Origin of the sequence: Peribacillus simplex, from assembly GCF_030123325.1 — a bacterium.
Taxonomy (GTDB): Bacteria; Bacillota; Bacilli; order Bacillales; family DSM-1321; genus Peribacillus; species Peribacillus simplex_D.
Window position 1 is genome coordinate 673,016 of sequence record NZ_CP126106.1, and the last position, 20,658, is coordinate 693,673.

The window sequence follows — 20,658 nt, forward strand, 5'->3', positions numbered from 1 at the left end:
TGAAATAATAAGTGGTTTATGGTACTTTTAATTTAAAAATAGTTAGGAGAAATAGTATGACGACACTGAATGAATGGTTTGACAAGGGGATTCCTGCTAAAGAATTTGTATCTTCGATGAAAGTCCATAAAGAAAACTTACAATCGATTCAGGAGGGTTTTTCCATTTTTGAAGAGGACCAAGGTTTTTTTGATGAATTAAAGACGAAGGAACTTCGAGCCATTGTCATTACTGAAGACTGGTGCGGAGACGCGATGATGAATATTCCTATATTGCTGAATATATCTGAAGCGGCAAATATTGAAACTCGCATGGTTTTACGAGATCAAAATCTTGAACTGATGGATCAATACTTAACGAATGGAACAGCGCGTTCGATTCCCATTTTTATATTCATTGATAAGAATGGTGAAGAAAAAGCTGTTTGGGGACCTCGTGCACCAAAGGTACAAGAGTACGTAATGGAGTTAAGGTCTGACCTGCCGGCCAAGGATGATGAACGTTTCGAGGCAGAGCAAAAAGCAGTCATTAAAAAGATAACTGCGGCTTTTGCTGAAGAAAAACATTTGTGGGCCGAAGTATACAGCAGCATCAAGGAAGCATTGGGGAGCTGCTGACAGCGGGTATGGCACTTTTTGACCTGTCCAAAAAAAGGGTGGGTCCATAATGAATGGCTGTTTCAAAAAATGGAGACTGCCTTTCTTTAGTCCATGTTTTTGGAACAGCCTTTTCATTTTTTATGATTCTGGAATAATTGTAACGCCGATTGTTCGAATAGGAGAATCTTGTTTAGCACTTTGATTCGTAGCTTTGTAGTATTTTAACATTAAATCGTTCAATTCATTTTGGAAGTTAATAAAGCTTTCATCATCAAGCTTTAGTTCTAAAAGGGAAAAGGTTGAACCATCTTCCGCGCAGTCTCTTTCTTCTAATTTCGTAAGATAGTTTTGATATTGAGTCATAAGGGATAATTGATAATAAGAAAAATAGTTCACCTTTTTCTCATTAGAAGATTTTTTCCATTCTTCCCCGCTAAGTCGCGCTTCTTCTTCATTTAAAACATAGTATTTTTCGGAAACGGATCTCACTTTTTTTTCTTTTACAATGCGAATGACCCCTGAATCCAACAGGACCTGTATATGTCTATATAATGTTGCCTGGGGTACATCTTTAATGATTTTTAACATTTCCAATGGTGTTAAACCATTTTCCCTGTTTCGCATTAAAGCTTGGGTAATCTTTATTCTTACAGGATGCATTAAAATTTCAGCTTTATTAATCATCTTATTCTCCTCACATTGGAAATAATAACTGGATAATTTTTTAATCAATTTTAATGTTGGTCATGAATAATAAGTTTATTTCATCATATATTGTAATGTTTGAATCATTTTCATTTAAATAAAAATGACACGGTTTGAAAAATAATATAACAGAAATATTTTTTCGAAGTAAATAATAAGCATTTTAAAATAAGTGTAAAAAAATAACGTCTTCATGAAATGAAATTTAATAAATAACACTATATTTTTAATATTATTCATTGTGATAATATTATCATTATAAATAACAATAAATACTAAAACAATATTTTATTAAAGAAAAAAAATAGGTGCAAAATTCCATTTTGCATGTTATCATTATCGATAATGATAATAATATTTCGTTTTCAAAGGAGTGGTATATATGGAATTGCATTACGGCTGGAACGAATTGAAAGATATTGATTTCATGTCTATTCTGCCGATTATTTTACCGGTAATTGCTATTGGAATGATTTTAGTCCTTATAGCATTAATTGATTTATACAGAAATCGAAAGACGAGGAAAAATGTTTTATTGTGGACACTCATCATTATTTTTGCAAATACTATCGGTCCAATTCTGTACTTCGTCATCGGTAGAAAGGACAGTGAGAGAATATGAAATTAGAGATTAAAAATGTTACAAAAAAATTCAAAGAAAAAACAGCGGTCAATAATTTTTCAATGGAACTGCAATCAGGGGAATGTGTTGGATTGATAGGGCCAAATGGGGCTGGTAAATCGACACTAATAAAAGTGATTTCAGATATTATAGATCCAAGTATGGGAGAAGTATTGCTTGATGGTAAGAAAATTTCAAAAATGAAAAGGGAGATAGGCTACTTACCACAATACCCCAACTTCTTTCAATGGATGACTGCCAAGGAAACCCTCAATTTTATGGGCCAGCTCTCGGGTATCAAGAGGGAAGAATTATTAAGCGGCATTCCAGAGATATTGTCCAAAGTGGGGTTGAGCGGGGAAGAGAATTCGAAGGTGCGGACTTTTTCAGGCGGAATGAAACAAAGGCTTGGAATTGCACAGGCGCTGTTACATAAACCGGCATTGATTGTCATGGATGAACCGGTTTCGGCATTGGATCCAATCGGCCGGAGAGAAGTGTTGAATATCATAAAAGAGATAAAGAAAGATACGACAATTTTATTATCGACGCATATATTAAGCGATGCAGAAGAAATATGTGAGAGGTTTGTCATTATAAAAAGTGGTGAAAAAATTGAGGACACAACAATGTCGGAATTATTAAACAGGAATAGCGGAAATAAAATCAATGTCGACATAACCTCAAAAAGTCAAAAATGGATTGAAAATGTTAAAAGCTTGAACTTTGTCAAAGGTGTAGAGGTAATGGGAAATAAATTGAAGATAGAAGTGGAAAATATTGAGTCAAACAAGAATATGTTACTGGCGAATGCTTTGGAGCATAATGTTGATCTAGTAAGGTTCGAAATAGATAACGATACATTGGAAGAGATATTCTTAAAATTGGTGGTGGAAAAATGAATAATTTTGCCGTTTTAGCTAAAAAGGAATTTGTTCAGATGTTACGTGAATATAAAGTGATTTGGCTGCCGCTTGTTTTTATATTTTTAGGAATAACTCAACCAGTCGTAAGCTATTATTTACCTTCAATATTAGAAGCACTTGGCGGGGGCCAAGGGATCACCATTGATCCAAGCATGGCTGCCCAAAAAGGCGGCGAAGTTCTTGCTAGTACCCTAGGGTCCCAATTCGATCAGCTAGGGGTCATGATCATCATCGTTTCCATGATGGGAGTCGTGCAATCCGATAAAGCAAATGGTATGCTGGCTTTCATTCTTACAAGGCCAGTGACGGTTGGATCTTATATAAGCGGGAAAATCATTTCCAATTATCTGTTTGTTGCCTGCAGTGTAGCATTGGGATATTTGGTTTCATATCTGTATGTAGTTTTTTTGTTTACGAGTGTTGATTTTGGGGATTTAGTAGTGGCTTTGCTGTTCTATCTGCTGTGGATCCTATTTATCGTTTCATTCACGACGATGATCAGTACCATTTTTAATAGTCAGGGTATTATTGCATTAATTTCGATAGTATTTCTCCTAGGCTGCAGGATCATAGTTGGGTTAAGTCCGGTTATAGACAACTTGAATCCGGCAAGCATGAGTAAACATGCCATGGAAGTACTGATTTTAGGCACAGTCAATTCACAGGCGATTTGGGGTGCAATAGCGGCACTTGTGTTAACGGCAGTAACGATATTGGTAACGAACATATGGATTTCAAAAAAGAAATTCAATAGCGAGTAAGTTGGGGATGGAAATGTGTTAATCATGAAGTGATGGGAGGATGATAACATTGTTAAGCATCACAGATTTAGAGAAAAGCTACTCGGCCAAGAAGATTTTGAATGGTGTAAATCTAGAAATCCAAAAAGGGGAAATCTTAGGTTTTATAGGGGCAAATGGCGCAGGGAAAACCACGACGCTGAACATTATTACGGGCATTTTAGATTCTGAAAATGGAAAGGTTGAAATAAATGGCCTGACCAAAGAAGACGGCATAGAATATAAAAAACAATTTTTCTTCATCCCTGATACTATCAATGTTTTTAACAATGTGTCGGGATTTGATTGGATTCGTTTCTTGATGAACCTATATGGAAATGATGACAAAGAACGGTTGGGGAAATATATCAATCGGTTTGGGATGCAGGAGTCCATTAAAAAGCCAATGGGAAGTTATTCTTATGGAATGATGCACAAGGTTTCCTTGATAGCGGCTTTTACCATTAATCCCCCGATCATCATTATGGATGAACCGTTAAATGGATTAGACCCAAACGCCGTTTTAGTTTTTAAGGGGTTAATCAAACAATATGTTGAAACGGGCGGTACAGTGTTTTTCTCGACGCATCTGCTGGATGTGGCAGAGAAGATTTGTAATACAGTGGCTATTTTAAAAGAGGGAAAAATCATCCTGCATGATGAAATACAAAATATAATAGGTGAAAGTTCATTGGAATCTACCTTTATGGAGGCTCAGGTATATGAAGGAAAAACTTCAGTTAACTAGATTTTTCATTTCTTCCTTCTATAAAATGCCCAAGCAGACAATGTTGCAGGCTGTACTGATAATAGCCGTTTTTTATATGTTTTTGCAGCTGACTGTCGTAAATGCCTTTGTTTATTTTCTTGGAGATACCGAGGTCTTCCTGTTTTATAATGTAACGATTTCTAGCATTCTCGTCTTTGCATTGGTTTGCTATTTGTCCACATCGCAAATATTTGCTTATTATGAATTTAAAGTATTGGCGCCTCTTCCACTCACCTATAAGGAGATATCAAGGGCTAAGGTATTAAGTGGCTTATGGGTACCCATCATCTTATCAATGGCAATCCAGGTGCCAACAATCGGCTTCTTGATAGTCGATCTAAAGTTTATGGAAGCGTTTAAATTATTCATATTTTTACCGATTGTCAATGGTTTAACGGCTTTGCTCCTGCTTTTTATCTTATCGTGCATTAATAGGTATTATTATAGATTCAAAAATAAAGTAGCATACTTACTGGTGAACATTGCTGTCATCCTCATGCTTGCGATTATTTCCATTGTATATTTTGCTGGAAAATCATCGATTGCCCTATCAAAGGTCATCTCGGAAATAGATTTGAATTCTATTGAAGGGCTAAAAAACTCGTGGGCATTCATAATGAGACATATGTTTGAAACCGCAAATATGATTCCAGTGGTTAAGTGGATACTGGATGCCTTTGTATCAAATGAAATAACAGTTCAATTTATTATCATTTATATTTCGATACTAGTAATGGGTTTCCTATTGTATTCATTTATTATAGAAAACATTTCCGTTCATTATTTCAAAAACGGGTTATTGGGAAATAACAAAGCGAATATGAAAAACTCAAAGGTTAATATATCAAAAAATCAATGGAGTAACTATTTACAAAGAGAGATGTGGATCATTAAATCTGAAGCATATTTTAAGATGCAAATCGCTTTAGGTCTTTTATTGCCGCCGGTCTTTTCACTTGTCATGTTATTGCTGATTCGGAATGAAGTGTTCCCGAATTATTTGAATATAACGAAAGAGGGAGTATTTGATAAATATTTTTCATATTCGATCCTTTTCTTGTGTTGTATAAATAATATAAGCGGAACCCCATATTCAAGAGAAGGGAAATATCATTATTTGCTGAAAAGTGCCCCTTTTGATGAAAAATATGTTTATTTTTCTAAAGTGATATTTTCATCAATAATAGGAATTATAGCCGTATTGATCAGCTTTATGATATTTGCACTTTTTGGCTATTGGGAAATGGAAAATGCAGTCATGTTATTAATTATTTCTTGTTTAGTGGTTTGCTATAATCTTCTAACACCATTATATGATATGAAAAATCCAAGTATAGAATGGGAGAATCCATCTGCTGCCATTAAATCAAACCCCAATGTATTAATAAGCCTGCTTTATGGATTGCCATTATTAATCATGGTTACAGCCATTCATTTTGGTTTGGTTTGGTTCAGTGTCCAACCCCTGATGGGAGCTCTCATCATATTAATGATCGTGATAGCGATCAATTCCGTTTTGATTAATAGGTTGAAATATAATTTATGAAAGTCGTTATATTAGAAAAGTATATAAAGGAAGTACAGAAAATCGGCACTAAATAAATTTAAAAAAGGAGTGTCTTATTATGGGGAAGCACCATGATAGAGATTTTAAAATTTATGCTGCTCGATTAGTATTGGAAGAAGGCAGAAAACCTAGGGAATTGGCCGAAGAACTTAATATCTCGACACCTACATTAAGAAATTGGGTCAATATTTATAAAGAAACAAATGAAGAGGGCCCAGCGGACTCCAGTATTGGTTTTTCAGGTCTCAGTCTGAAAGAGGAAAAGGACAAAATAATTAAAGATTTACAGGAAGAGAATGAGATATTAAAAAAGGCAATGCACATTTTTACGAAACAGCCAAAATGATCGAACAGTATGTAAGCCATATTTTATTTTTCACAAATTATAGTGAAAAATAAAATATGGTTTTTTTTTATTGGGAAATTTATTCACTTCATGCACATTTTAAAAGTATTTCATACTAAATTCCCTATGAAAATACTACTAAAGAGGAAAAATAATAAAAAATGGTAAAGTTATTATGTAATGTAGATAATTTACAAATTTTTAATGGACTCGGCAAAATTGTTGTGATAAAGTGTTATCGATAATGATAATAGGTAATAATTAACCTAGAAAATGAAATAATTGTTTAAAAAAAGAAATTTTTGAGGAAAAAAATGGAGAAAAATTGTCGAATTTCAGGAGAAAGAGAGGAGGGAAATTATAATTGATTGAATATTTTATGAATAAGAAAAAATTTTATAAATCTTACATCAAGTTTTATGAAGCGGATTCAGTCAATTTGGACTATATTGATGATATTTTCAACGAAAAGGAATGGAATTATCTTAATTTACAAAATGGGAAAAGAACCATCGAAGCAAAGAAAAGTTTGTACTTTGGAAAAAAAGCAATTATGGAGTTTTTAGATATAGGTTTGGATGAAATAAAGAATGTATCACTGTTGAAAGGAGTCTTTGGACAGCCGATTATTGTTAATAACTTGTTCTTATTAATGAACATGAACATGGGTATATCCATCACTCATACGGATAAAACATTCGGGATACTGATTTTTGATCAACTGCATCCAATGGGAATCGATATTGAAACTAAAACGAAAACTGATTCTGAATTTTTAGAGACCTATTTAACTGAATCCGAGAAAAAGATGATTAAGGATAGTGATGGTCTTTTAAGTAATGAAATTTTCTTTAGTGCAAAAGAAAGTCTATCAAAAATACTAAAAACAGGATTGACCTCTCCACTTGAAATCTATGAGATTTCCAAGGCTGAAATGGATCATGATAACATCTCACTTTTCTATAGAAATTTTCCCCAGTACAAATCAGCGGTCGTACTCGTGAATGATGAAATAAGAAGCGTTACCTTTCCAATAAACTCTACGAAAATAATTGAGGGGGAATACCAATGGAATTAAAAATGGAAGCAAATGCTGAATTTAAAAACAATAATAAATTAGCACAATATCTTTTTAAAAAAGAGGATAGATTTCATAAGTTAATAATTTCGTTATTACTACTCAGTTTAATCGCTGGTATCGAAACGACGCTTTTGTTATATTCTGCGGATCAAAAAGGGATGAATGTATTAAATGGCATGTCCATTTCAGAGATCGGGGCCATGAGTTTTGCCATTAACACAATTGTAATGGGGGCTCTAGGATTATTGGTCACTTTCATCATTCAAATATTAATTGTGTGCCTATTATTTTTAGTTTTAAAAGAAAGACCGGTAAATATTAAAGGAATTTGCCAAGCTGTCATAAATGCTGGGATATGCATCGTAATTGGATCCGGTGTTAATGCAATAATCGCATTATTGGTCAAGAGCAAGGAAACCACGTTTACTAGTTTATCCTTACTTGTGCATGATAAAAATACCATCCTTCACACCTTCATGGCCGAGTTTGAATTGTTTTACATTGTAAGTTTAATCCTATTCAGTTTTAGTCTGGAAAAGTTGGCGCTCGCCAAGAGAAGAAATGCAATAATCATAACGTTTGTAATAGCTTTAATTTCTTTAGTTTTTCATATGTTGACAGTTGCATCAGGCACATATTTAAAATAATGGGGGAAAATGATGAAGATGAATTCTTTAGCGAATCTATTTGAAGAAAGTGTTAGGGAATATGGAGACAATATTGCAGTAAGAAATAAGGATAGGCAATTTACATATAAAGAAACGAATGTCTTGGCAAATAAAATGGCGATGTACATAAAGGACAAAGGGATAAATAAAGGAGACAATGTCGGAATCTATATTGAAAAGTCAGAGCATGTTTTATTTTTAATCATAGCACTCCTTAAATTGGGGGCTACCTATGTACCTATCGACCCTAAAAGTCCTGATGAAAGAGTAAAGCATATAATAAAGAATTCAGAATTGAAGTTATTGATTGGGGATAAAGGCCGGATTAGCGGTATTGATTGCAATTATGTAACCCTCGATGAAGTGATAGGGAATTCAAAAGACATGACAGGTGAGAATTTCCATACCTTAATTGATCCAGAGGATCCAGCCTATATCATTTTCACATCGGGCTCTACAGGAAAGCCTAAAGGAGTTTGCGTTTCACATGAAAATGTCATGAACTTGTTTTTAGGCTGCGACGGTTTGTTCGAGTTCAATAATAAAGATAAATGGACATTTTTCCATTCCTACGCATTTGATTTCTCCGTATGGGAGATGTGGGGGGCTTGGATATATGGCGGAGAAGTTGTAGTGGTTTCATTTGAGGAAAGCAGAAATCCAATATCCTTTGTTGATTTATTGATCAGTACACAAACAACCGTTTTCAATTGTACGCCAAGCGCTTTCTTCGAGGTGATTGGTGAGCTCATATATCGTCAAAATGAATTAAGTTTAAAATACATCATTTTTGGAGGGGAAGCATTAAACTTCAAGAAATTGACGCAGTGGTTTTCTCCCGAAAATGGCAGGCTGCCAAAGCTAATAAATATGTACGGAATAACTGAAACCACCGTTCATGTAACATACAAAGAAATCGCCAAGAGTGATGTGGAAAAAGGAATTACCAATATCGGAAAAGTCTTGCCTCATCTTGGGTTCAAGGTGATGAATCAACATGGAGAAGAAGTAACTGGAGATGAAGAGGGCGAGTTATACGTTTCAGGAAAAGGTGTTTCGCTAGGCTACTATAAAAATACCATGATGAATAAGATGAAATTTACAGACATTGATAATGTTCGCTACTATAAGTCAGGGGATGTAGTGAAAGTTTTGGATGATGGTGATCTGCAATATATCGCCAGGAATGATGAGCAAGTGCAGTTAAGAGGTTTCAGGATTGAATTAGGGGAAATAGAGAGCTCGTATAATGATTTGGAAAACATCAAGAATGCAGTCGTTACGATGGATAAAGCGTTTAATGATGATAAGCATTTATTTTTATACTATGTTGCTGATGAAGAATTAGCTGCCGATTATTTGAGGGAAAGTGTAAAAAGCTCATTGCCAGCCTATATGATACCAAGCTTTTTTATCAAGGTGGACAGCATCCCCCTAACGGTAAATGGAAAACTGGATAAATCACTATTACCAAAATTCATCAATAAAGACAGTGAAACGCCATCGAATATCAAGAGTCCAGTGGATGAAACAATAAGTGGAAAAGTAAGGGAATTGGTGGTTAGCATCATAGGTAATGGGGTTATAAAAAATAATCAGTCCTTACTTGAATGGGGAATGAACTCATTATCGATAATGAGATTGATTGTCAATATAAAAAATCAATTTCATATTGAAATGGCTCCTTCAGTTTTATTGGATAACGATACGATTATGAAATTATCCAAAGTCATAGAAACTCGTCAAAAAGAAGAGGTGAAGCAAGATCATGCACCGATCAATATTAATGATAGAAATACATATCCTTTAACATATGAACAAGAAAATTTGTGGTTCATTCACCAAACCAATGCCGACAAATCGTTATATAACATCGTTTTTTCATATGAAATATCAGGTGAAGTGAATGAAGGTTACCTGGAACTATCATTAGATAAGCTAAGCGATAAACATCAAATTTTAAAAAGTGTCATTAGAGAGGAAGCTGGAATGGGCATCTTGGCATTCGATGAGTCGATTCATCATGATATTACCTATTTCGATGTTTCGGATATTCCCTTAGACATGCAGGAAGAAAAAATAAATCACTTGGTGAAGGAAGAAACGGAACGGCAATTTGATTTAGGAAATGGTCCCCTCTTATCGATTGCGCTAGTAAGGAAAAATGAATGTGAATATCAATTACTATGTAACATCCACCATATTATTTTTGATGGTTGGTCGATTCCATTAATGATCAATGATTGGTTTGCCATTTATGAGGAAATCGAGAATGGCGGACGAAATGATGGAGAAAACCAATCAATCCAATATGGAGATTATGCTTTATGGCAAAAAAACTCGCCAAATTATGTAAGCAGTAAGGATAATGAGTTCTGGAGTAATGAAATAACTGCATTAAGGCAAAAGTCCTTTTTACAATATGATCATCAAAAAACCGGAGAAGGTAAAAGCACTTCGGATATGATCAGCTTTTTGTTACCTAAAGAAATTCAAAACAACCTGGAAATTCTTCATAAAAAAACGAAATCGACTTTGTTCATGAGTTTACTTACGGCCTATCAAACCTTTTTATCGGTTTATTTTGATGAAGAGGAAGTTGTCGTCGGAAGTCCTTTGGCGAAGAGAAACCATGTGGATACTGAACAATTGATAGGATATTTCGTCAACACCTTGCCCTTTAAATTAAATGTATCCCAGGAAGATTCATTTGAAGGGATTTTACGGAAAAACATAAAAAACATTGCAGGAGTTTTTGACCATCAAAATTTACCTACTAAGGAAATTTTGAAATATATATCAGCAGAAAGAACCATGGAAAATACGCCATTGTTCGATACAGTATTTGTCCTGCAAAATAACCAAAAAGAAAAGCTGGCATATAGAAATTTCACGTTAAAACCGAAAAAAATCAATACCTTTAAAGCTAAATTTGATTTAGTTGTTCAGGCAGAAGAAGTGGATGAGGGTGAACTATTCATTTCGTTTGAATACAGCAAATCATTATTTAATAAAGCGACGATTCAAAGAATGGCTAGTAATTTTCAGTATTGGCTGCAAGAGATTACAACCGAGGAAACCAAGAAGATAAAGGACATTACCTACCTAGAGCCTGCACAATTACGATCAATAATCGAAATGGGTACAGGTAATGTAAATCAAGAAGTGGAAGAAAGCCATTTTGAAGATGTAATAACTAGGTTTGAGGATAAAGTAAGTGAAAATTTCAATGATGTTGCCATTGTTCATGGTGATGATAAGCTGACATATAGCGAGTTAAATGACCGGGCAAATCAGGTGGCGCAACGATTATTCCTGAACCATGTAGATGTGGAAGATAGGATTGGGATTTTTATGGATCGATCGATCAATATGGTTACGGCCATTTTAGCCATCATGAAAGTTGGGGCGGCATATGTGCCTTTGGACCCATCACAACCAGAGTCACGGCTGAAACATATGATAGAGGATTCTCAAATCACATATTGTTTAAGTAATGAAGAAGGACTTTCAAAGTATCCCGGTGATGAAAGAAAACTAATATGTATCGAAGACATACTAAATGAACGGGAAATTGAATGCGAAGAATTCGTTTCAAGAAAGATATCGGAAGGTGATCTGGCCTATATCATCTACACTTCAGGAACAACGGGAAAACCTAAAGGGGTCATGATTGAACATGGAGGGTTGGCTAACCTCTGTAATTGGCATATCAATTATTATTCTGTCGATGGAAAAGATGCAGCAGTACTAGTTTCGAATACATCTTTTGATGCTTCCGTTTGGGAGATATTCCCTTACCTGACAAATGGGAATAAACTCCTGATATTGGATTACTATGATTTATTGGATGTAGAGATCCTTTCGGAGAAGATGGAAAAGGAGAAAGTCACACTCGCGTTTTTTTCAACGGGACTGCTCGAGCAATTGTTTATCAACGATATGAAATTTCCACGATCAATCAAAGCCATTTTGACAGGGGGAGATCGTTTAAAAACGATACCCGATCATTTGAATTTTGATTTATATAATAATTACGGGCCAACTGAGGGAACTGTCGTTTCGACAGCATATAAGGTACTTCCAAGTGATGATACAGTGATCCCAATCGGAAAGCCAATCTTAAATGCAGAAGCATATGTGTTCAATTCCAGGATGAAGCCGACTCCTAAAGGTCAAATAGGAGAGCTGTATATCGGCGGGAAAGGCATTGCAAGAGGATATATAAATCATCCGGAGAAAAACGTTGAAAGCTTCATCCCAAATCCGTTCAATCCTTCAAGGAAGCTATATAAAACTGGAGATTTAGTTAAGTATACCGAGGATGGAAATTTACTATTTGCGGGCAGAGCGGATGACCAAGTGAAAATCAGGGGATATCGTATCGAACTTGGCGAGATCAGTGCCGTTCTAAATAAATGCAAAGGTATAAAGGATTGCTTTATAGCGATAAAAGATGAATCCAAGGCAAAGAAATTCATCATTGCTTATTATATCTCCGACAATGACCTGGAAGAAAACTATATCAGGGATTATATGAAGAATCATCTTCCGCAATATATGATTCCTTCTTATTTCATTAAAATGGAGTCATTTCCGCTTACCGTTAACGGCAAAGTCGACATGAAGAGCCTGCCGGATACAAAAACGGTCACGGAGGGAACCAACAATAAAAGTGTCGTTAATGGAACGGAACAAAAATTGTTAAAGATATGGAAAGAGGTGCTGAATAATCAGGAAATAACCATCTTTGATAACTTTTTCGAATGTGGAGGAGACTCCATCCTAAGCATTCAAATTTGTTCACTTGCCAAGAAAGAAAATCTTTTCATTACTTCAAGAAACATATTTGAAAAACAAAGTATCGAAGAGCTGGCAAAGGTTGTGGAATTGACTGGAGATTTAACGATAAATCAGTCTGATGTTTTTGGAAAGGCGCCATTTACACCTATTCAAAGTTGGTTTTTCACTCAACAAATAAATAATTATAATCATTGGAATCAATCTGTAACGTTAAAGGGATACCCGCAATTGAATGAGAAGCGGCTGCAAAAGATCATGGCCCATATCGTTCGACATCATGATGGGCTGAGATCAAGATTCAATAAAGATGAAGCATTTTCAAAAGTGGAAAAGCATGTCGACCCGACTGAAAATTGGACTATGAATTACGTAAATCTATCGAACATGAATAAGGACAAACAGGAACGGGAAATAGCTAGACTCGAGAACGGTGCACAGCAGGGCATGAACATTTCAAACGGACCACTGATGAAAATTGAATGCATCAATACTGGCCAAAATGAGCATGTAATCATTTGGATCATTCATCATTTACTTGTTGATGGGGTTTCCTGGAGAATCTTGATCGAAGATTTTGACCGGCTATATATTCAGGATGTCAACAATCAAGAACTAAAACTGGATAATAAAACGACATCATACAAGGAATGGGCGAATAATCTAAACCAATACAAAAATAGCATCCCATTAGGCATTAAAGAGTACTGGCTGAATGAACATGAGGCAGTAAACGAAAACGCCCTAGTCAAAACAGGGAGTGTTTACGATGGAAAATCATTTGAATTGAAGCTGAATAAAGAGATTACAAACAAAATCTATAATGAAATGACAAAAGCGTATAAAGCATCCATTGATGAAATATATTTATCAATTTTCGCAACGCTAATCGGGAAGTATTTTAATAAAAAGGATATTCATTTCACTTTGGAGGGACATGGTCGCGAAGAATTATTTGCAGGTGTCGATTTGTCCAGGACAGTAGGATGGTTTACGACCATGTGCCCGGTTTATATAGAAAATAAAGAAACCATTTCGAACACGATTCAAGGAACAAAGAAAAAATTAAGGACACTGCCTAATAAAGGGATTGAGTATGGAATCCTGACAGAATTATGTGGCGAGACACATATGAAACAAAATCGGCCGATTATCAGTTTTAATAATTTAGGTAGATTTCACCAAAGCAATGAATTGGCTGCAAAAGAGGTCATCTTTTTTAGTGATCAAGATATACAACATAATTCCTATACCGAGCATGAAGTCGATATTGAATTGCTTGTAGTGAACGAAGAGCAAACTATAAAAATAAACTATAACAGACATTTCGTCAGAGAAGATTTTGAGAAATATATTCAACGCAATTTTCCGAAATTGTTACAGGCATTGGAAGAAGAAATAAAATTGGTGAAACAGATGTACCGTCCGGAAGACTTTCCATTGTTGGATATGCCTGAAGAGGAACTTAACCAACTACTGCGCAAAGAAACAGGAATAGTAGATATTTATGAATTGACTGCTTTGCAAAAAGGGATGTTGTACCATAGCTTGTTTGATAGTGAGAGCAGCCAGTATAAAGTGCAACTCATATTTGATATTAAAGGTTTTCTGGACGTCGAAAAATTAAAGAATGCCATTGTGACAACGGCAGGAAAACATGACATTTTAAAAACGAAATTATATTCAAGTAAAAAAGGGTTATTCTACCAACTATTAATGCATTCCATGGATACCGAGATTGAATATGAAGAAATAATGGATCAGCAAGTAAAGCTGGAAAAGTTGTTAGCAGATCAATATAAGATCATAGATATCGAGAACAATAGGTTGAATCGGTTCATGATCGTTAAGCTTGCGGACAATGAATACCAATTAATATGGACATTCCATCATATTATTATGGATGGCTGGAGTTATTCGATGGTTATTAATGACATTTTTGATTCTTATCATTCAATAACTCCATCATCATCCGGTAGTGCTTCATTTAAAAAGTATGTTGAATATATGAAAGATTATACGAGTAATAAGGAGCTGCGGGACTATTGGGCAGGGAAATTGGAAGGCGCCCGAAATTCTGGATCTAGTTTAACGGGAGTGTGGGAAGGCGAGGGATACATTGAAAATAGCTACTTGAAAGTATTGGATGAGGAATTGAGTGATTCCATTCAACGATTCTGTCAGGAATACAAGATTACCATGAATACTTTCTTTCTAACTATATGGCTAGCCACTTTAAAAGAGGTAAAAGGTATGGAAGATGTATGCTGCGGCGTAGTGACATCCGGCAGGAATATCCCAGTCCAAAATATTGAGGCCATGGTTGGTCCATTTATCAATACTGTGCCATTTATAAAGCATATCAGCCAAGAAAAGACTTACATTGAACTGCTCGATGAAGTTCAAAAGGAATTTTTGGAATTAACTGCCTTTGAGAATACACCATTATCAGAGATTTATGAGTGGGCCCATTTGGAAAATGATTTGTTTGAATCATTATATGCGTTTGAAAACTATCCCATGACTTTGCCTGATAATGATGAAATCATTGTGAGTTTGAAAGAAGGACGGGAAACGACACATTATCCAATCGTCATTATCATCACCCCTGGTTCAAGTGTTCAAATTAAGTTTAATGAGGCAGAGGTCAATCCAAAGTTAAGGTCATCAGTACTTTCTCTATTTAATCGAATCTTAAGCGAAATGCTAGAAAAAATGAAAGTGAAATGAGGGGGATATATATGGAAACAACTATTGCGGTGAAGGAAAGGTTAATTGAGGAACAGCTTATAGGATTTTGGAAAGAGATCCTAGAGCAAGAAACAATAGGTGCAGATTCCAACTTCTTTGACTTGGGAGGGAATTCCCTTTTAGCCATGCAATTTATTCAAATGGTGAAGAATAACATGGGAGTGAGATTGCCAATCAAAGTGATGTTCGAACAATCAACCATCCAGGAACTATCCGTACTCATCAAACAATTGGATGATATTAATAAGTTAGGTTGAATGGAAAAGAATTGAGGTGTTTTTCTATGAACAGGATAATCAGTGAAACGGAAGCCAGGCTATTAAACTTGATTTCAATTGTTATCGAACCTTTTAAAATATCACTAATGGAGGACATGAATGAATCACTAAGCACAAATGAAAGAAAAGATGAGTTTTTGTCTTCGATAAAACAAGAGTTTGGTATTCAATTAACACCGGAAATCATTTCAAGTCAATGGAATATAGAAAAGCTGGCAAGTTTTCTGGACATGCTTCTCAGCATGAGGGAAGTTGAGGTAAATAAGCCTTATAAACATGGCGAAAATGAAGGAATGCTTTCACATAACCAAGATCGAATGTATCTGTTTGACAGCCTGAATGAAAGGAAAATGCTCTATAATATGCCATTTAAATTCATTTTAAATGGCGTAGTGGACATTGATGATCTGCAACAGGCACTAGATTTCATGATTGAACGCCATGAAACTTTGCGAACCAATTTCAAGGGTGAAGAACATCAAATCCTTCAATTCTTATCAAATAAAAGCAGAAACATAATTGCCTATGAAGACTGTCGGGAAGTAGATCGCGAAGTCAGTAATATAATGGTCACCTCCCATCTTACTGAAGAAATGGAAAGATGTTTCGACCTGGAAAATGATCATTTATTTAATATGAAACTATTTCGAATTGACGAAGAAAAGCATTATTTAGTATGCAACTTTCACCATATCATTTTTGACGGAGTATCGTTTGTCACCTTTTTTGAAGAGTTAATGGAGATTTATGAAAGAATTCAAACGGGCAGGGTTGGGGATATTCCTCCTTTGGACATGCAATATTTAGATTATGCAATCTGGCATAAGGAGTGGGTCAAGGAAAGTACGCCAAGCCAAAGGAGGTTTTGGGAAAGTTATTTAGACCAAGAGGAAGAAGCATTGGAACTTCCATTTGACTTTCAACGTCCAAAATCACCTTCATACTCAGGTGGAAGGCTGGAAATGGTCATAACAGATGAACTTCATGTATTGATAGACAGGATTTTAAAGGAGAATGGCACGACTTTATATGCTTTTATGATGACCGCCTATCAAGTGTTTTTAAGTCAGTATACCGGGAAGAATCAAATCATTGTCGGAAGTACCGTCGCAAACCGTGGCCAAGAAGAATTTGCCCGGACAGTTGGATGCTTTGTCAATACGCTGCCATTGAAGCTGACCGTGGATGCCACAGAATCATTTCATGAAATATTGAACCGAAATCGTAAAGTGATTTTGGATGTATTGGAACATCAGGCTTTTCCATTTGAGAAAATCGTTGAAATCATTAATCCAGACAGGGATCTCAGCCATTCCCCATTGTTCCAAACAGCTTTGGCAATGGAAGAAAGCTTTGGTGGGAACTTTAGCAATTCATTCTTCACTCTTGAACAAGACAAATTCGAAATTCCTTTTTCAAATTATGACCTGACCATAAAGGTAAAGGGTTCTCATGACCTAATCCTGGAATTCGAGTATTCCGATGAACTTTTCAGACGGGAAACGATTGAAAGAATCATGTTGAGCTTCGAAAAATGGTTATTCCAAATTTGCAGAAATGCAAATATACCTATCTGTCATTTGGAGTATTTAGATGACAATCAAATGAATCAATTATTATTTGGGTGGCAAGGCGAGGTTTCGGATGCACATCAAAATGAGACGATCACCTCCATATTCAAAAGAATCGTTAAGAAGCATTCAAACAAATTAGCCGTTGCTGATAATGGTAAGTACATCACCTATTCGGAATTAGATCAAAAATCAAATGTGATTGCGAAATTGCTTAGAAATAATATCGAAAATGGCTCCAATAAGGTGGGCCTGCATGTAAACAGATCGATTGATATGGTAATCGGCATGTTGGGTATCATTAAAGCCGGATGTGCATATGTTCCGCTTGATCCTATGCTGCCAGCTGAAAGGTTGGAGTATATCATCAATGATTCGAAAATGGATATATGCATTACGAATCAAGTTGAGGTTCCTGCCATAAAAAAAATAGCCAAAGTGATTAATCTTGAATCGGTACATTACGTGGATACCGAGTCCTGTAACGAATCGATTGCACCTTCCGATCTTGCTTACATAATCTATACTTCGGGAACGACAGGAAAACCTAAAGGTGTCATGTTATCCCATAGAGGAGTAGTGAATTTAATAATAAGTCAAAACAAGTACTTACAACTTGATGAGACCTCCAGGGTATTACAATTTGCCACTTTTAATTTTGACGCTTCCATCTATGAGATTTTTGGAAGCTTATTAAATGGTGCAGAGCTGCATATCGGGAATAATAAGGAGGAAATGTTTGATATATTCGCTTTGGAAAATCAAATCAAAAGTGAAAAGTTAACTCACCTAGTATTGCCGCCTGCAGTTTTACAAGAGCTCAATATTGAGGGGGCCAATGTGAAATTCGTTGGTTCAGCCGGATCTGAATGTCCAATAGCTTTGCTGGATCGCTATCGAAATATAAACTTTTATAATGCCTACGGTCCAACGGAATATTCAGTATGGACCACGGTTGAAATGTTTAAAGCGTTCGAAAACAATGAGACTGCTAATAATAAAGTATCGATAGGCAAACCTATCCTGAATACTGACGTCTATTTATTAAGTCCGGAGCAAAGGCTTGTCCCGATAGGTGCCGCAGGGGAAATATATATTGGTGGTGAAGGGTTAGCTGTTGGCTATGTGAATAATGATGATTTAACAAAAGAAAAGTTCATTGAACATCCTTTTAAAGCTGGAAAGCGTTTATATCGCAGCGGTGACCTTGCGAAATTCACGAGCGATGGTGAGTTGATTTTTCTGGGGCGTAAAGATAATCAAGTGAAAATAAGAGGTTTCCGAGTGGAAGTTGATGAGATTTCGGTCAATCTCAATGCGTATCCGCAAGTAAGTGACTCATTCATTAAGGTTCAGGATCAGCCAAACTTAAATAAACAAATAATCGCTTATTTCACATCCAATCAACAAGTTGATCAGGACCACTTAAAAGCATTTTTAAAAGAGAGATTACCAAGTTACATGATTCCTTCATTCTTTATGCAAGTGGACAAATTTCCGTTAAATGCAAATGGGAAAATTGATTCAGCGCTTCTTCCGGTCCCCCTAACTAGAAGCGATTCATTGGAAGAACCTGAGACGGTCAATGAGAAAGTGCTTCTACAGATTTTTAAGACTGTCTTAGGTTTGGATGACATAAGTATCCGGGATAACTTTTTTGAACTTGGCGGCGATTCCATCCAAAGCATTCAAATATGTTCTCTAGCAAGGCAGGAAAATATAATCATCAGTCCAAAATCCATTTTTGAAAATCAAACGGTAGCAGAGCTGGCAGCGATCGCGAAAACCGAAAATAAGATCATGATTCAACCTATAGCCACTAGGGGGAATGTGGAACTGACCCCCATCCAAGAATGGTTCTTTGCAGAACACACGACTTCCATCAATCATTGGAACCAGTCCATTGTTTTTAGTAAAGATTCCTGTGCTCAAATGGAGAATATTGAAAAAATTCTATCTCATATCGTGGAACATCATGATGGATTGTTAACCCTATTTAAAAAACATGAAAATAAATATATCGGGAATATAGATTCAGAACATAAAACATGGGAGTTAGTCTATAAGGATATACATCATTTAGATGAGGATACGAGAATAAGAATGAGAGATGAATGGGAAAGCAAGGCTCAACGTTCATTGGACATAAGTAATGGACCGATCATGAAAATGCTTGTTTTAAAAGAACAATCAAACAAGTATCGCTTCTTTTGGGTAATCCATCATTTATTGATTGATGCAGTTTCCTGGAGAATTTTACTTGAGGATTTCAATACTCTCCATGATCAAGCATTAAACAATCAAACAGGGAAGCTTGCTTATAGAACTTCATCATTCAAAGACTGGTCAAACTTCTTGAAAAAATACAATGAATCGTTGATGGACCATGAAACACTCCGTTATTGGGAACAAAAAACAAAAAGTGAGGTAACGGATTTTAAGATAGCGGAAGACTTTATAGCTAAAGAAGAAAGAATGTTGGAGAAATCATTCAGTGAAGAAGAAACTGAATTGTTGATCCAGGAATTATCAAGGCAATCAAAAGCGACTGTAGAAGAAGTATTGTTGTCATTGATTGCAAAGAGTTTGAAAAAAACTTTTGAGGTGAAGAACTTCTGGATGGAAGTAGAAGGGCATGGCAGGGAAATGGCGGATGAAACAATGGATGTTACTCGGACGGTTGGCTGGTTTACTGCGATGTATCCGATATTGCTGCATTCAGGAGAGACGTTTGATGACACTTTAAAAAATACGAAGAATGCTATAAGGGAAATTCCAAATAAAGGTTTTGATTATGGCGTTATCAAATATTTACGCCCTGGGGTCATTAAGGAGCCGGATATCCACGTTACTTTTAATTATTTAGGAAGATTGGACTCCCAATTTGAATCATCCAATAGCAAGGACTTTGGTGAGTTTGAAAATAAACCGAAACTCCATTTCCTGGCATTGATCCAGGATGGAAAACTATTTATAAAAATAATTTCAAAATTGGCTGAAGAAAAGATGAACTTAATAATAGAAGCTATTGGTAATGTCGTCATGGAAATCAGGGGAACTGAATTTGACCAAGCTTCTTTAATAGAAAGTGATTTTCCAGATGCGATGCTTACTGAGGAAGATTTGTTTCATATATTGAATTCCAATAAATAAGGTTTTTTAAGGGTTAATAGAATGATTGCAGTCAGCATGTGCG

The 20,658-nt window shown here is 35.6% G+C and carries 13 protein-coding genes; 12 read left to right on the top strand and 1 reads right to left on the bottom strand.

Translation table 11 applies throughout. The features are described from left to right. The first annotated feature begins 56 nt into the window (after positions 1–56). A complete protein-coding gene (locus QNH43_RS03235) occupies positions 57–617 on the top strand; it encodes a thioredoxin family protein (RefSeq protein WP_283916786.1) in 561 nt (186 codons plus the stop codon). A gap of 120 nt (positions 618–737) precedes the next feature. Here the strand turns inward: QNH43_RS03235 and QNH43_RS03240 are convergent, their stop codons facing one another. Further along, positions 738–1,283, bottom strand: a complete 546-nt coding sequence (locus QNH43_RS03240; RefSeq protein ID WP_076371013.1) for a helix-turn-helix domain-containing protein — start codon at positions 1,281–1,283, stop codon at positions 738–740. A 403-nt stretch (positions 1,284–1,686) separates the two neighbouring features. On the opposite strand from QNH43_RS03240, the gene QNH43_RS03245 reads away from it, so the two are divergent. From QNH43_RS03245 to QNH43_RS03295, 11 genes are all read left to right on the top strand, one after another. Further along, the gene (locus QNH43_RS03245; RefSeq protein ID WP_034305547.1) at positions 1,687–1,926 is read left to right on the top strand and encodes a PLD nuclease N-terminal domain-containing protein; all 240 of its coding nucleotides are present in this window, start codon (positions 1,687–1,689) and stop codon (positions 1,924–1,926) included. Beyond that, on the top strand, positions 1,923–2,828 hold the full coding sequence (locus QNH43_RS03250; protein ID WP_283916787.1) for an ABC transporter ATP-binding protein: 906 nt from the start codon (positions 1,923–1,925) through the stop codon (positions 2,826–2,828). The genes QNH43_RS03245 and QNH43_RS03250 overlap by 4 nt, the downstream gene beginning before the upstream one ends. After that, the gene (locus tag QNH43_RS03255; RefSeq protein WP_283916788.1) at positions 2,825–3,613 is read left to right on the top strand and encodes an ABC transporter permease; all 789 of its coding nucleotides are present in this window, start codon (positions 2,825–2,827) and stop codon (positions 3,611–3,613) included. Before QNH43_RS03250 ends, QNH43_RS03255 begins: the two co-directional genes overlap by 4 nt. A 49-nt stretch (positions 3,614–3,662) precedes the next feature. After that, the gene (locus QNH43_RS03260; RefSeq protein ID WP_076371019.1) at positions 3,663–4,379 is read left to right on the top strand and encodes an ABC transporter ATP-binding protein; all 717 of its coding nucleotides are present in this window, start codon (positions 3,663–3,665) and stop codon (positions 4,377–4,379) included. Beyond that, positions 4,354–5,946, top strand: coding sequence for a hypothetical protein (locus QNH43_RS03265; RefSeq protein WP_283916789.1), 1,593 nt, complete (start codon positions 4,354–4,356; stop codon positions 5,944–5,946). Before QNH43_RS03260 ends, QNH43_RS03265 begins: the two co-directional genes overlap by 26 nt. Positions 5,947–6,025: 79 nt before the next feature. Then, the gene (locus tag QNH43_RS03270; RefSeq protein ID WP_076371023.1) at positions 6,026–6,313 is read left to right on the top strand and encodes a transposase; all 288 of its coding nucleotides are present in this window, start codon (positions 6,026–6,028) and stop codon (positions 6,311–6,313) included. Positions 6,314–6,677: 364 nt separating this feature from the next. Next, on the top strand, positions 6,678–7,391 hold the full coding sequence (locus QNH43_RS03275) for a 4'-phosphopantetheinyl transferase family protein (protein ID WP_283916790.1): 714 nt from the start codon (positions 6,678–6,680) through the stop codon (positions 7,389–7,391). Beyond that, positions 7,382–8,041 carry a hypothetical protein gene (locus QNH43_RS03280; protein ID WP_283916791.1) on the top strand — a complete coding sequence of 220 codons (660 nt, stop codon included), beginning with the start codon at positions 7,382–7,384 and terminating at the stop codon, positions 8,039–8,041. The genes QNH43_RS03275 and QNH43_RS03280 overlap by 10 nt, the downstream gene beginning before the upstream one ends. 12 nt (positions 8,042–8,053) lie before the next feature. Next, a complete protein-coding gene (locus QNH43_RS03285) occupies positions 8,054–15,592 on the top strand; it encodes a non-ribosomal peptide synthetase (RefSeq protein WP_283916792.1) in 7,539 nt (2,512 codons plus the stop codon). An 11-nt stretch (positions 15,593–15,603) separates the two neighbouring features. Further along, entirely contained in the window at positions 15,604–15,870 is a 267-nt protein-coding gene (locus tag QNH43_RS03290; RefSeq protein WP_076371031.1) for a phosphopantetheine-binding protein, read from the top strand. A gap of 26 nt (positions 15,871–15,896) precedes the next feature. Then, positions 15,897–20,615 (top strand): non-ribosomal peptide synthetase, encoded by a 4,719-nt coding sequence (locus tag QNH43_RS03295; RefSeq protein WP_283916793.1) that lies wholly within the window; start codon positions 15,897–15,899, stop codon positions 20,613–20,615. Positions 20,616–20,658: the final 43 nt, after the last annotated feature.